The organism is Burkholderia sp. KL41, from assembly GCF_057005415.2.
In genome coordinates this window covers 2,358,552-2,372,067 of sequence record NZ_CM174447.1, presented here as the reverse complement: position 1 = coordinate 2,372,067, position 13,516 = coordinate 2,358,552, and the positions used below count along the sequence as shown (strand labels likewise).

The 13,516-nt window shown below is 66.8% G+C and carries 12 protein-coding genes; 10 read left to right on the top strand and 2 right to left on the bottom strand.

Annotated features, from left to right (window positions below; translation table 11 throughout):
* Positions 1-137: 137 nt before the first annotated feature.
* Positions 138-1,202, top strand: coding sequence for an asparaginase (locus PQB87_RS28015; RefSeq protein ID WP_489243009.1), 1,065 nt, complete (start codon positions 138-140; stop codon positions 1,200-1,202).
* Between the two features lie 101 nt (positions 1,203-1,303).
* Here PQB87_RS28015 and PQB87_RS28010 read toward each other — a convergent pair whose 3' ends face one another.
* Positions 1,304-2,278: a LysR family transcriptional regulator gene (locus tag PQB87_RS28010; protein WP_027791264.1), complete on the bottom strand. Its 975-nt coding sequence runs from the start codon at positions 2,276-2,278 to the stop codon at positions 1,304-1,306.
* A gap of 141 nt (positions 2,279-2,419) precedes the next feature.
* Between PQB87_RS28010 and PQB87_RS28005 the strand changes: the two genes are divergently transcribed.
* Together PQB87_RS28005 and PQB87_RS28000 are read left to right on the top strand one after the other, a co-directional pair.
* A complete protein-coding gene (locus PQB87_RS28005; protein WP_027791265.1) occupies positions 2,420-3,826 on the top strand; it encodes an aspartate ammonia-lyase in 1,407 nt (468 codons plus the stop codon).
* Positions 3,827-3,932: 106 nt separating this feature from the next.
* Positions 3,933-5,444, top strand: a complete 1,512-nt coding sequence (locus tag PQB87_RS28000; RefSeq protein WP_489243008.1) for an amino acid permease — start codon at positions 3,933-3,935, stop codon at positions 5,442-5,444.
* Positions 5,445-5,494: 50 nt separating this feature from the next.
* Here PQB87_RS28000 and PQB87_RS27995 read toward each other — a convergent pair whose 3' ends face one another.
* A complete protein-coding gene (locus PQB87_RS27995; protein ID WP_226215733.1) occupies positions 5,495-6,178 on the bottom strand; it encodes an alpha/beta hydrolase in 684 nt (227 codons plus the stop codon).
* 260 nt (positions 6,179-6,438) lie between these two features.
* Here PQB87_RS27995 and PQB87_RS27990 point away from each other — a divergent pair, with 260 nt between their 5' ends.
* From PQB87_RS27990 to PQB87_RS27960, 7 genes are all read left to right on the top strand, one after another.
* Positions 6,439-6,681 carry an antitoxin gene (locus tag PQB87_RS27990; protein WP_048025990.1) on the top strand — a complete coding sequence of 81 codons (243 nt, stop codon included), beginning with the start codon at positions 6,439-6,441 and terminating at the stop codon, positions 6,679-6,681.
* The gene (locus PQB87_RS27985) at positions 6,678-7,079 is read left to right on the top strand and encodes a type II toxin-antitoxin system VapC family toxin (RefSeq protein ID WP_489243007.1); all 402 of its coding nucleotides are present in this window, start codon (positions 6,678-6,680) and stop codon (positions 7,077-7,079) included. Before PQB87_RS27990 ends, PQB87_RS27985 begins: the two co-directional genes overlap by 4 nt.
* A gap of 224 nt (positions 7,080-7,303) precedes the next feature.
* Positions 7,304-7,612 (top strand): DUF485 domain-containing protein, encoded by a 309-nt coding sequence (locus PQB87_RS27980; protein ID WP_059683065.1) that lies wholly within the window; start codon positions 7,304-7,306, stop codon positions 7,610-7,612.
* Positions 7,609-9,339 carry a cation acetate symporter gene (locus PQB87_RS27975; protein ID WP_059683067.1) on the top strand — a complete coding sequence of 577 codons (1,731 nt, stop codon included), beginning with the start codon at positions 7,609-7,611 and terminating at the stop codon, positions 9,337-9,339. Before PQB87_RS27980 ends, PQB87_RS27975 begins: the two co-directional genes overlap by 4 nt.
* A 452-nt stretch (positions 9,340-9,791) precedes the next feature.
* Positions 9,792-12,164, top strand: coding sequence for an ATP-binding protein (locus tag PQB87_RS27970; RefSeq protein WP_059485126.1), 2,373 nt, complete (start codon positions 9,792-9,794; stop codon positions 12,162-12,164).
* 10 nt (positions 12,165-12,174) lie between these two features.
* Entirely contained in the window at positions 12,175-12,915 is a 741-nt protein-coding gene (locus PQB87_RS27965; RefSeq protein WP_407646452.1) for a methyl-accepting chemotaxis protein, read from the top strand.
* Positions 12,912-13,493 (top strand): hypothetical protein, encoded by a 582-nt coding sequence (locus tag PQB87_RS27960; protein ID WP_111942113.1) that lies wholly within the window; start codon positions 12,912-12,914, stop codon positions 13,491-13,493. The genes PQB87_RS27965 and PQB87_RS27960 overlap by 4 nt, the downstream gene beginning before the upstream one ends.
* The last annotated feature ends 23 nt before the right edge of the window (positions 13,494-13,516 follow it).

The following is a 13,516-nucleotide window of genomic DNA, read 5'->3' as shown; positions in this document are numbered from 1 at the left end:
GGGGCGCGATCGCCTTTGCGTCATATGCAACACCGCTTTCCATGGCCGGGCCGGCGCGTGGCGCGGCGACTCGCTACACTGCCGTACCGGTTGGATGGGCCCCGGCAAGCAGGCCCCGAGCATGGAGACAACATAAGATGGACACCCAACGCGCAGCAGTCGTCACGTACCGCGGCAAGGCGATCGAGAACACGCATGTCGCCGATGTGGCGGTGGTCGACGCACGCGGCAGGCTGCTGGCCCGGTTCGGCGATCCGTTCCGGATGACGCTCGCGCGGTCGGCGGCGAAGCCGGCCCAGGCGCTGTCGGTGATCGAGACGGGTGCGCCCGAGCGCTTCGGCTTCGACGATGCGGACATCGCGCTGATGTGCGCGTCGCACAGCAGCGAGGACCGGCATATCGAACGCACGCGCGCGATGCTCGCAAAAGTCGCCGCGCAGGAATCGGACTTGCGTTGCGGCGGCCATCCGCCGTTGTCCGACGCGGTGTACCGTGCGTGGATCAAGCGCGACTACACGCCGACCGGCGTATGCAGCAACTGTTCGGGCAAGCATGTCGGGATGCTGGCCGGCGCGCAGGCGATCGGCGCCGCGATCGCCGATTACCATCTGCCCGAGCATCCGATGCAGGTGCGCGTGAAACAGGTGATGGCCGATGCGTGCGGGCTGCGCGACGACGAAGTGGGCTGGGCGATCGACGGGTGCAACCTGCCGACGCCGGCGTTTCCGCTGGACCGGCTGGCGCGCCTGTACGCATCGCTGGCCGACGGGGTGGATACGGTGGAGGCGGGCGGTGACGCAATCAGCGATCGCGTGCGCGCGCTGGCGCGGATTCATCGTGCGATGACCGCGTATCCGGAACTGGTGGCCGGCGACGGGCGCTATTGCACGGTGCTGATGAAAGCGTTCGACGGGCAGGTGGTCGGCAAGCTCGGCGCCGATGCGTGCTACGGGATCGGCGTGCGTGCGTCGGCGCGCACGCGGCAGCTGGGCGCCGATGGCGCGCTCGGCATCTCGGTGAAGATCGAGGACGGCAATCTCGACGTGCTCTACATGGTCGTCAGCGAACTCCTCGAGCGGCTGCAGATCGGCACGGCCGGGCAGCGCGCGCAACTGGCCGCTTTCCATCGGCCGCCGATGCGCAACACTCAGGGCGTCGAGATCGGGCACGCCACGTTCCCGTTCGAATTGCAGCCGGCCTGACCGGCGCGGATGCGCCGCTGCCGCCGGCCCGCGCCCCGGGCCGTGCGCGGCGGCGGACCCATGCCTGCCGGCCGGCGCGGGCATGAACGCGGGCGCAGGCGCTACGTGCGCGCGCCGCGAATCTTCCCCAGCTCCAGCGCCGACAGCTCGCCGATGTGCGCGAGGTGTTCCGCGAGAAAGTCCTTCAGGACGCGCAGCTTCGCCGAGCTGCGCCGGTTCGCCAGATACGCGATGTAGATGTATTCGCCCGTCAGCCGGTTCAGCAGCCGGTAGCGCGGCAGCACGGCTTCGAGCCGCCCGCTCGCGAGCAGGTCGCGCACCAGCCAGATCTCGAACTCCGCGATGCCGAGCCCCGCGCAGGTCGCTTCGAGCAGCAGCTCCGAATGGTCGGTGACGAGGTTGCCGGCCGGCAGCAGGCTGTGATGCGCGTCGCCGTTCACGAGCTCCCAGCGCGGATCGCCTTCGGGGTGCACGTAGCGCAGGCAGTTGTGTTGCTTGAGGTCGTCCGGCGTGGACGGGCGCCCGCAGCGGTCGAGATAGCCGGGCGTCGCGCACAGGATGCTGTCGTTGCGCGACAGGCGGTGGACGACGAGGTTGTCCAGGTAGTTCTCGCCTTCGTGAATGTCGAGGTCGAAGCCGCCGGCCACGAGGTCGTTGTGGTTGTCGGTGAGCCGCACGTCGAGCTGGATCGTCGGGTAGCGCGCGAGAAACGGCGCGACCAGCGGGGCGAGATGGCGGCGGCCGAACGCAACCGGCGCGGTGAGCTTCAGCGGGCCGCTCGGCTGCGCATTCAGCTCGGCGACGACACGCAGCGTGTCGTCGAGATCGGCGATCAACGTGACGGCGCGTTCCAGGTAGATGTGGCCGGCCTCGGTCAGCGTGACGCTGTGCGTCGAGCGGTGCAGCAGCGCGACGCCGAGTGCCTCCTCGATCGCCGTGACCTTGCGCGCGACCGTCGACGTCGACACGTGCATCTCCTTCGCGACCGCCGAAAAACTCCCTGTTTCGACCACTCTCACGAACGCGCGCATCGCGCCCATGTGATCGATGCCGGTTTCTCTCGCGCCTTTTTTCATTCGATTCTCGCTGTTGCGTCCCACGCAAAACCGCTTTCGATAATACATAAGCGAGCTTGTTTTTGCAAAGGCATAGAATGCGAACCCGTCGCGTCGGGAAGCGGCGAACGGCGAGCGGTACGAGACATCCAGGAGGGCACGATGACAGAAAACGGCTTCCGCGTCGAAGCGGATCTTTTAGGCAAACGAAGTATTCCGGACGACGCATATTACGGCGTCCATACGCTGCGCGCGAAAGAGAACTTCGACATTTCGGGCCGCACCATCGCGTCGCTGCCGTACCTCGTGATGGCGCTCGCCGCCGTGAAGGAGGCCGCGGCCGACGCGAACTGCGAGCTCGGGCTGCTGCCGCGACCGTACCGCGATGCGATCGCCGCCGCGTGCGTCGAGATTCGCGAAGGGCGCCTGCACGACCAGTTCGTCGTCGACGTGATCCAGGGCGGGGCCGGCACGTCGACCAACATGAACGCGAACGAGGTGATCTGCAACCGCGCGCTCGAACTCATGGGGCACGCGCGCGGGCAGTACGAATACCTGCATCCGAACGAACACGTCAATCTCGCGCAGAGCACCAACGACGTCTATCCGACCGCGATCCGCGTCGCGACCTGCTTCGCGCTCGAGCACCTGCTCGAAGCGATGGCGCGCCTGCGCGATGCGTTCGCGGAGCGGGCCGACGCGTTCGCCGGCCTGCTGAAGCTCGGCCGCACGCAATTGCAGGACGCGGTGCCGATGACGCTCGGCCAGGAATTCTCGACCTACGCGGTGATGCTGACGGAAGACATTGCACGCCTGCAGGAAGCCGGCTGGCTGATTCGCGAGATCAACCTCGGCGCGACCGCGATCGGCACGGGCATCACCGCGCATCCGCAGTACGCGGAGAAGGCGCTGGCGGCGCTGCGGCGCATTACCGGGCTCGACCTGAGCACCGCGCCGAACCTGATCGAGGCGACCCAGGATTGCGGCGCGTTCGTGCAGGTCTCGGGCGTGCTCAAGCGGATCGCCGTGAAGCTGTCGAAGATCTGCAACGACCTGCGGCTGCTGTCGAGCGGCCCGCGTGCGGGGTTCGGCGAGATCAACCTGCCGCCGGTGCAGGCCGGCTCGTCGATCATGCCCGGCAAGGTGAATCCGGTGATCCCGGAAGTCGTCAACCAGGTCGCGTTCGAGGTGTTCGGCAACGACCTGACCGTGACCTTCGCCGCCGAGGCCGGGCAGCTTCAGCTCAACGCATTCGAGCCGGTGATCGCCAGCGCGCTGTTCCGCAGCTTCAGCCACCTGACGGCCGCCTGCACGACGCTGGCGCAGCGCTGCGTGAGCGGGATCACCGCGAACCCCGAGCGGCTGCGCGAAACGATGGAGCGCTCGGTCGCGCTCGCGACCGCGCTGAATCCGTACATCGGCTACAAGCGCGCGACCGCCGTGGCGGCCGAAGCGCACGCAACCGGCAAGTCGATTCGCGAGGTCGTACTCGAACGCCAGTGGATGACCGATGCGCAGGTCGACGAAGCGCTTCAGCCCGAAGCGCTGATCCGGCCGCGCGTGCTTTGACGCCGGCTGAAGGCCGCCGGCGCGCGCGTTGAGCGCCAGGCGGGCCGTCATTTCATCAGCGCCCCCGCGCGGGGCGCGACACATCAAGAAACTACGGAGACTCACGATGAACCACAGCAGCGAGCGCCCGGCCGGTCCGGCCGGCGGCGCGGATTCCCGTCATGCCGACCCCGACGCGATGTTCGCGTCGCACGAAGCAGGTTACGCGAAGCAGTTGAAGCCGCGGCACGTGCAGATGATCGCGATGGGCGGTGCGATCGGCACCGGCCTCTTTCTCGGTGCGGGTGGACGCCTTCAGAGCGCGGGGCCCGCGCTCGCGCTCGTGTATCTCGTCTGCGGCGTGTTCGCCTTCCTGATCATGCGCGCGCTCGGCGAGCTGGTGATGCACCGGCCGACCAGCGGCAGCTTCGTGTCGTACGCGCGGGAGTTCATGGGCGAGCGCGCATCGTTCGTCGCGGGCTGGATGTACTACCTGAACTGGGCGACGACCGGCATCGTCGACATCACGGCGGTCGCGATCTACATGAAGTACTGGGCCGTGTTCACGGACGTGCCGCAGTGGGTCTTCGCGCTCGGTGCGCTCGGGATCGTGTCGGTGATGAACATGATCGGCGTGAAGGTGTTCGGCGAGATGGAGTTCTGGTTCTCGCTCGTCAAGGTGGGGACGCTCGCGGTGTTCCTCGCGGTCGGCGCGGTGTTTCTCGCGAGCGGCCATCCGGTCGCCGGGCAGATGCCGGGGCTTCACCTGGTCGCGGATCACGGCGGGATCTTTCCGCACGGGCTCCTGCCGGCCGTGCTGATCGTGCAGGGCGTGGTGTTCGCGTATGCGAGCATCGAGCTCGTCGGCGTCGCGGCGGGCGAGACGGCCGATGCGCGCAAGGTCCTGCCGAAAGCCATCAACAGCGTGATGTGGCGTATTGCGCTGTTCTATGTCGGCTCCGTCGTGCTGTTGACGATGCTGCTGCCGTGGACGGCATACAGCTCGCACGAAAGCCCGTTCGTGACGTTCTTCAGCAAGCTCGGCGTGCCGTACGTCGGCACCGTGATGAACGTCGTGGTGCTGACCGCCGCGCTGTCGAGCCTGAACTCCGGCCTCTATTCGACCGGGCGCGTGCTGCGCTCGCTGGCGATGGGCGGATCGGCGCCGCGCTTCGTGTCGCGGATGAACGCACGCGGCGTGCCGTACGGCGGGATCCTGATCACGGTCGCGATCAACGCGATCGGCGTGCCGTTGAACTACATCGTGCCGGCGCAGGCGTTCGAGATCGTGCTGAACATGGCGTCGCTCGGGATCATCACGACCTGGGGCTTCATCGTCATGTGCCAGATCCTGTTCCGCCGCGCGGTCGATCGCGGCGAGCTGAAGGCGGTGTCGTTCCGGATGCCCGGCGCGCCGTTCACGTCGTGGCTCACGCTGGCCTTCCTCGTCGGCGTGCTGGTGCTGATGGCGTTCGACTATCCGGGCGGCACGTGGACCATCGCGATGATTCCGGTCGTCGTGCTCGCACTCGTGGTGGGCTGGAAGCTGGCGAAGCGCGGTGCCGCGCGAGAGCAGGCGGCGAATGCGCGTGCGTCCGTGGCCACGGGTGCCGTCGCCGATCCGGCGCGGGGCGCCTGACGGGACACGCCGGGTGCGCCGGTGCGGTCGCGCCCGGCGCGCCGGTGTGGTCAGTTCAAGCCGGCGCGTTCGCCGACCCATCGGCCGAAATCGCCGGCCATCTCCGCAGTCAGTTCGTGGCCGGCTTCGTACAGCCGCGTATCGTGCGCGACGCCGAGCGACGTGAGTTTCGCGTCGGCGGTGTCGGCCCACGCGACGGGCAGCTTGTCGTCGAAGCGGCCGTGCACGATCAGCGCATGGAGCGGGCGAAGCGCATCGCGCGGCGCGATCAGCGGATCGATTTCGGGCAGGATGCGCCCGCACAGCACCGCGAAGGCGGCGACATCCTCCGGCGACGTGAGGCCGACGCCCGCGCTCATGATGCCGCCCTGGCTGAAGCCGGCGATCACGGTCGGCAATGCGGAATCCGCGCCGTCGCGGGCGCGGAAGGCACGCAGCAGCGTGATCAGCTGAATGCGGCTTTCGTCCGCGCGGGCCGCGTCGATTTCGGGGCCGCTCGGGCCGAAGCGCACCGGAAACCATGCGTGCTGGCCGGGCCCGAACGTGAGCGGGGCGCGCAGGAACGCGATCTCGATCCGCGAATCGATGATGCCGGCCAGGTTCAGCAGGTTGGTTTCGTTGCCGCCGACGCCATGCAGCAGCAACAGGCGGGCAACGGGGCGGCCGGCGGCCGGGCGCAGCCGGTATTGGAGGCCCGACTCGGGATCGGTGGTCAGCGGCAGGACGTCGGTCATTGCGTGAATCCGGAAAGGGAACGATGCGACAGTCTAGAGCGTACGGGCGGGCGGGTGAACCGTCGGCGAGCGATTGATTGTTTCCTGACGGGAATGAATTCGGCGTTGGATCATGTCGGGGACAAATCACCGTCATCGCGGCGCCTGGTGTGGCCTGAATACCGAAGCATCCACCGGCAACAGGCCGATCGGCCGACTCGTTATCCTCACGTACAGTTGCTAAAATAGATACATTTTGTAGATACGTAAGGGGCGCGAAGATGGACATTGCCAAGATCTTCAAGCATGGCGGATCGCAGGCCGTCCGGTTGCCGAAGGATTTCCGTTTCGACACGGCCGAGGTCAGGATTCGCCGCCACGGATCGTCGGTCGTTCTCGAGCCAGTGCCGCAGGACTGGGCATGGCTGACGCCGCTGATCGGGCCGGTCGACGCCGACTTCGAGGCTGCCGCGACCACGCAGCCCTCCGCGCAGGAGCGGCCGGATCTGGACGTATTCGAATGAAGTTCCTGCTGGATACCAACGCGGTGATCGCCATTCTCAAGGGCGAGCCGGCCATCCTGTCCCGACTGCGGTCGCATCAGCCGGGCGATTTCGGGATACCGGCGATCGTCGCGCATGAACTCTATTACGGCGCCTACAAAAGCCAGCGAGTGGCCGCGAACGTGGCGCGTGTCGAGGCGCTTCAGTTTGAGGTCGTATCGTTCGATGTCGAGGATGCGCAGCATGCCGGCGAAATTCGCGCACATCTGATCGCGGCTGGTACGCCGATGGGCCCTTATGACGCATTGATCGCAGGGCAGGCTCGCGCGCGGCAACTGGTGCTGATCACGCATGACATCCGGGAATTCGAGCGCGTCCCGCGGCTGCAGGTCGAGGATTGGCTCGCAGGCGCGAGCTGACCCTGACCGCCTTGCGGTCATGCCGCGACCGGAGCGGACTCCGCTGAACTGAAACCGTCTCGCCACGCGCTCGCGTGCGCGAACCCTGCCGCCACCACGCCCGAACCCGCTAGGGAAAACCATAGTGCCCGGAATGCCGCGCACGCAAGATCGAGTAAGCACGCAGTCAGCTTCGCTATTCAGAATCGCCGAACTCATTCAAAAAGCAAACCAGGAGACAGGCGATGCATGATGGGTTGGTGAAAAAAATCGAAGCGCATCCGAAGTATGCGCAGCTCAAGCGACGGCGCAATACGCTCGGCATCTTCCTGACCGTGCTGATGCTGATCGTCTACTACGGCTACATCGCATTGATCGCATTCGACAAGTCGTTTCTCGCGAAGCCCGTGAGCACCGGCGTGACGAGTGTCGGCGTGCCGATCGGCATGGCGGTGATCGTGTTCACCGTCGTCATCACCGGCATCTACGTGCGCCGCGCGAACAACGAATACGACCAACTGACGCAGGACATCCTGCAGGACGTCGCCCAATGAAGAAGACACTTTCGACGATGCTGGTTGCGCTGCTGGCCGCGAGCGCGTGCGGCGTGGCCGTCGCGGGCGGCGGCGATGTCGGGCAGACCGCCAAGCAGGCGACCAACACCACGGCCATCGTCCTGTTCGCGCTGTTCGTGGCAGGGACGCTTTGGATCACCAAGTGGGCGGCTTCCCGCACGCGTTCCGCCGCGGATTTCTATACGGCCGGCGGCGGCATCACCGGGTTCCAGAACGGGCTGGCGATTTCGGGCGACTACATGTCGGCCGCCTCCTTCCTCGGCATTTCCGCAGCAGTGATGACGTCGGGTTACGACGGCCTGATCTATTCGATCGGCTTTCTGGTCGGCTGGCCGGTCATCACGTTCCTGATGGCCGAGCGGCTGCGCAACCTCGGCAAGTTCACCTTCGCCGACGTCGCGGGCTACCGCTTCGAGCAGGGGCCGATCCGCAGTTTCGCCGCGGTCGGCACGCTGGTGGTGGTGGCGTTCTACCTGATCGCGCAGATGGTGGGCGCGGGGCAGCTCATCAAGCTGCTGTTCGGTCTCGACTACTGGGTGGCTGTCGTGATCGTCGGCGCGCTGATGATGGTCTACGTGCTGTTCGGCGGCATGACCGCGACCACCTGGGTGCAGATCATCAAGGCGTGCCTGCTGCTCGCGGGCGTGACGTTCATGGCGATCATGGTGCTCGCGCAGTACGGCTTCAGCCCGGAGGCGTTGTTCGCCCATGCCGTGGAGGTCAAGACCGCGATTGCCGCGAATGCCGGCAAATCGACGGACGACGCGACCCGTATCGGGCTGTCGGTCATGTCGCCGGGCGGGTTCATCAAGGATCCGGTCTCGGCCATCTCGTTCGGCATGGCGCTGATGTTCGGCACCGCCGGCCTGCCGCACATCCTGATGCGCTTCTTCACGGTGCCGGATGCGAAGGAAGCGCGCAAGTCGGTGTTCTGGGCCACCACCTGGATCGGCTATTTCTACGTGCTGATCTTCATCATCGGCTTCGGCGCGATCACGCTGGTGCTGACCAATCCGGAACTGTCCGACGTGGCCAAGGGCGTGATCAAGGGCGGCGCGGGCACGGCCAACATGGCCGCGGTGCTGGTGGCCAAGACGGTGGGCGGCGACGTGTTCTACGGCTTCATCTCGGCCGTGGCCTTCGCGACGATCCTGGCGGTGGTCGCCGGGCTCACGCTGTCCGGCGCCTCCGCGGTGTCGCACGATCTTTATGCGACCGTCTTCAAGAACGGCAAGGCCGACAGCGCCGACGAGCTGAAGGTGTCGCGCATCACGACGCTGGTGCTCGGCGTGATCGCCGTGCTGTTGGGCATCGCGTTCGAGAAGCAGAACGTCGCGTTCATGGTGTCGCTGGCCTTTGCCGTGGCGGCGTCAGCCAACTTCCCGGTGCTGTTCCTGTCGATGATGTGGAAGGGATGCACCACGCGCGGCGCGGTCATCGGCGGGTTCCTGGGGCTGGTCTCGTCGGTGGGGCTGACCATCGTGTCGCCGTCGGTGTGGGAGGCAACGCTTGGTTATCCGAAGGGTTCGGCGTGGTTCCCGTACACGTCGCCCGCGCTGTTCTCGATGACCATCGGCTTCGTGGGCGTGTGGCTGTTCTCGGTGCTTGACTCGAGCGCGCGCGCACGGTCGGAGAAGGGCGCGTTCGCCGCGCAGCAGGTGCGCTCGGAAACGGGCCTGGGGGCGACCCGCGCCAGCAGCCACTGACCGGCCGCCGGTCACGCCCGCCTCGCGGCCGACGATGCAGTTCATCGCATCGTCGGCCCCGGCGCGGGCGGTATCGTTTTCATCCGTCCGTCCAATGATTCACCGGCAATAAAAAATCGCGCATTCAACCGGATTCGCCGATAATTCGCAAACGTTTTGCGAAATCCATTTAGCGGTCAATTCGCGGATCGAATAAATAAAAACAAAATATCCGAATCCCGGATTTCCGGTCACGCACAGGCACCGCCAGAAGCCTTGAGGCAGAGGGTTAACGGCAGATCCCGGCAATACTTTAGGGTTCTTTCGCCACAATTATTCATTGCATTTTTATCAATGAACGATTGATTTCCGGTCATCGGAGCGTCATACACCATCCCCGATAATTCGGCGCTCACATTCTTTCAATAGACCAAACGGCGATCGAAGCCGGATCGCTGCGGGGAGCTGTACTCATGACCATCCGTCATCGCATTACGCTGCTAGTCGTCCTGACGTTCTTCGCGCTGTCCGCGATCGGCATCTATGCCGTGTACCAGACGCGCAAGAGCGCGTCCGAGGTGCGTCAGGTCACCCAGGGAATCGTGCCGAGCGCGCTCGCGTCGGCCGATCTCGTCGCCGATGTGAAGAACATCCAGATCGCGACGATGACGCTCGTCTACGCGCCCGACGCGAATACCGCCGCCCAGGCGCGCGACGAGCTGAAGGCGAAGCAGGCCGCGCTGCGCGCCGCACTCGACGTGCAGGCGAAGTCGGCGGTCGGCCAGGCGCAGGTCGGGCTCGTGTCGCAGGCGAAGGACAGCGCCGCGAACTATTTCGCGGCGATCGACGACACCGTGAAGATGAAGGCCGACGGCAAGCCGGAGATGGCGCAGGCGTACCTGTTCGCGAACGTCGCGCAGTATCGCGACGAACTCGAAAGCATCGTCGACACGCTGCGCGTCGAGAAGAACCGCCAGAAGGACGTCGCGATCAGCGCGCTGAACGGGATGCTCTCGACGACGGCGACCGCGATCGCGGGCGTCGCCGGCACGGTGATCGTGCTGCTGACCGCGCTCGGCTTGCTGCTGTATCGCCAGATCACGCGCCCGCTGATCGGGATGCAGACGGCGATGAGCGAGATCGCGGCGAGCCAGGATTTCACGCGCCGCGTGCCGGTGGGCCGGATGGACGAAATCGGCCACTCGATCGTCGCGTTCAACGGGATGATCGAGAAGATCCAGGAGAACGCCGCGCAGCTCAAGCAGAAGACGGCGGACATCCAGGCGATGCTGCAGAACATGCAGCAGGGGATCCTGACCGTCGTCGAAGGCGGCGTCGTGCATGCCGAGTATTCGGCGTACCTCGAGACCATCTTCGAGACGAGCGACATCGCCGGCCGCGACCTGATGGCGCTCGTGTTCGACGATTCGGCGATCGGTGCCGACGCGCGTTCGCAGGTCGACGCGGCCGTGCATGCGTGCCTCGGCGAAGACAGCATGAACTTCGAGTTCAACGAGCACCTGCTGGTGAATGAAGTCGCGAAGCGGATGCCGGACGGCCGCGAGAAGTGGCTCGACCTGAGCTGGTCGGCGATCACCGACGAGACCGACACGGTGGTGCGCCTGATGCTGTGCGTGCGCGACGTGACCGAGATCCGCGAGCTGACCGCGCAGGCCGGCGAGCAGCAGCGCCGCCTCGAGATGATCGGCGAGATCCTGTCGATCAGCCAGGACAAGTTCCACGACTTCGTGCACAGCGCGAAGGGTTTCCTCAGCGAGAACGAGCGGATGATCCGCCAGCACGAGCGCGCCGATCACTCGATCGTCGCGGCGCTGTTCCGCAACATGCACACGATCAAGGGCAATGCACGCACGTACAGCCTCCAGCACCTGACGAACATCGTCCACGAAGCGGAGCAGGCGTACGACTCGCTGCGCCGCGCGGACGGCGGCCCCGAGTGGAACCGCGACGCGCTGATGGACGATCTCGCGCGCGTGCGCGAGGCCGTCGAGCACTACGCGACGATCAACGCGGTCACGTTGGGCCGCAGCGGTGACGCGGTGCAGGGCGGCGCCGACTTCCTGATGGTCGAGCGCGCGCATATCAGCGAGAGCCTGCGCGTGCTCGACGGCGCCGATCCGGCGAACGCGGCCGACTGGCACGCGGCACGCGATGCCGTACGCCGCATGCTGAGCCAGCTCGGCACGCAGGGGATCGGCGATGCGCTCGGCGGCGTGATCGAGTCGCTGCCGTCGCTCGCCGCCGAACTCGGCAAGCCGGCGCCCGTCGTGCATATCGACAGCCACGGCCAGCGCGTGCGCAGCGAAATCGTCGCGACGCTGAAGAACGTGTTCATGCACCTGCTGCGCAACGCGATCGACCACGGGATCGAATCGTCCGACGAACGGCGCGCGGCCGGCAAGGCGGCATCCGGCACGATCGACATCGCGGTCGGCGTGGGCGGCGGCGAGCTGTGGTTCGTGCTGAGCGACGACGGCCGCGGCCTCGCGCTCGACCGGATTCGCGGCATCGCGCGCGAGCGTGGCTGGATCGATGCCGACCACGACGCGGCGCTGTCCGACGACGCGGTGGCCGAGCTGATCTTCCGCCCGGGCTTCTCGACCGCGAGTGCCGTGACCGAAGTGTCGGGGCGCGGCGTCGGCATGGACGCGGTGCGCAACTTCCTGAAGCGCGACGGTGGCGATATCGCGCTGCGCTTCACCGACGATCGTGTCGGCGCGCCGTATCGTGCATTCGAAACGATCGTGTCGTTGCCGGCCCGCTTCGCGGCGGACGGTGCCGCTCACGAGCGCGCGCGCAGCGCGGACGTCGGCGCAGTGGAGTGACGAAGTGATCGTGCAGGCGTGGATGATCCAGATGGCCGCCGCGCTGGCGGGCGGCGCAGTCGTCGCAATCGTGGCGGCGATCGTATTTCGCGTGATGCGCAAGCGGCTCGTTGCGGCGCTGGAGCGCGATGCGCATGCGTTGCGCGGTGCGCTCGACGCGGCCGGCGAGCGTGCCGAACAGGCGGCGGCCGCGCACGCGGAGGCGGCCGACGCATGGGCGCACCGCGAGGCGCAGCTCGAGGATGCGCTGGCACGCGAGACTTCCGCGGCCGGCACGCAGCGTGACGCGCTGCAGGCCATGTCGGCCGATCGCGCCGCGCTGGCGCAGCACGCGCAGAAGATCGCCGACGAAGCCGCGCGCCTGCGCGGGCTCGCCGGCACCTTCGAGCGCTGGCACGAGCAGATGATCTCGCTGACCACGCAGAACCAGGACATGCGCACGAAGAACCAGGAACTGTCGGCGATCGTCGCGCACGTGTCGATCGTGTCGCTGAACGCGTCGATCGAGGCGGCGCGCGCCGGCACGGCCGGGCGCGGCTTCTCGATCGTCGCGAGCGAGGTGCGCGGGCTGGCCGCGCGCTCGCAGCAGCTGTCGAACAGCTATCGCGACAGCCTGAACCGCAACGATCTCGTGACGGCCGCGACGTTCCAGGACATCCAGGCCGGCGGCAAGATGATCACGGCCGCGCTGGCGACCGTCGAGGCGCTGGCCGGGCAACTGCACGCGCGGATCGACGGAGGCGCGGCGTGATCAGCGCGCAGGCGAAAGCCGGTTTCGAGCGGATATTCTTCGATGCGGCGCGCACGCGGCTCGCATCCGGCGGTGCGTGCGACATCCGGCCGTCCGCCGGCGCGGCGCATGACGGGCACGATCACGCGCACGCGAAGTCGCGCGCGAAGCAGAAGGTGCCCGAGCACGTCGCGGCGCTGACGATCTCGGCGCTGCATTTCCGCCTGCTGCTCGCGCTGCGCTTCAGCGACGACGATGCGACGCGCCGCCATTTCGCCGGCGCGACCGCGGGCACCGGCAGCCAGCGGCCGCTGCCCGAAGCGTTCATGGAGGTCGCGAACCTGTGCTGCGGTGCGATCAACCAGGCGCTGACCGCCCCGTTTCCCGACCTGGGGATGTCGACGCCTTATCTGCTGAGCGGATCGAGCATCGATTACCTGGGCGCGCTTTCGCCCGATCACGTGGCCGCTTACGACCTGACGCTCGACGGCGACGTGCGGGTCGGCGCGACGCTGTGCGTATGCGCGAACGCGCCGGTCGATTTCCATGTGCCGGAAACGGCCGTGATGGAAACCGGCGGCGAGCTCGAACTGTTCTGACCGACCCTGACCGACCATTAGGA

Excerpts from the sequence above, each read along its gene's own strand:
- PQB87_RS28015 (WP_489243009.1), top strand. The coding sequence starts at position 138 with ATGGACACCCAACGCGCAGCAGTCGTCACGTACCGCGGCAAGGCGATC.
- PQB87_RS28010 (WP_027791264.1), bottom strand. The coding sequence starts at position 2,278 with ATGAAAAAAGGCGCGAGAGAAACCGGCATCGATCACATGGGCGCGATG.
- PQB87_RS28005 (WP_027791265.1), top strand. The coding sequence starts at position 2,420 with ATGACAGAAAACGGCTTCCGCGTCGAAGCGGATCTTTTAGGCAAACGA.
- PQB87_RS28000 (WP_489243008.1), top strand. The coding sequence starts at position 3,933 with ATGAACCACAGCAGCGAGCGCCCGGCCGGTCCGGCCGGCGGCGCGGAT.
- PQB87_RS27995 (WP_226215733.1), bottom strand. The coding sequence starts at position 6,178 with ATGACCGACGTCCTGCCGCTGACCACCGATCCCGAGTCGGGCCTCCAA.
- PQB87_RS27990 (WP_048025990.1), top strand. The coding sequence starts at position 6,439 with ATGGACATTGCCAAGATCTTCAAGCATGGCGGATCGCAGGCCGTCCGG.
- PQB87_RS27985 (WP_489243007.1), top strand. The coding sequence starts at position 6,678 with ATGAAGTTCCTGCTGGATACCAACGCGGTGATCGCCATTCTCAAGGGC.
- PQB87_RS27980 (WP_059683065.1), top strand. The coding sequence starts at position 7,304 with ATGCATGATGGGTTGGTGAAAAAAATCGAAGCGCATCCGAAGTATGCG.
- PQB87_RS27975 (WP_059683067.1), top strand. The coding sequence starts at position 7,609 with ATGAAGAAGACACTTTCGACGATGCTGGTTGCGCTGCTGGCCGCGAGC.
- PQB87_RS27970 (WP_059485126.1), top strand. The coding sequence starts at position 9,792 with ATGACCATCCGTCATCGCATTACGCTGCTAGTCGTCCTGACGTTCTTC.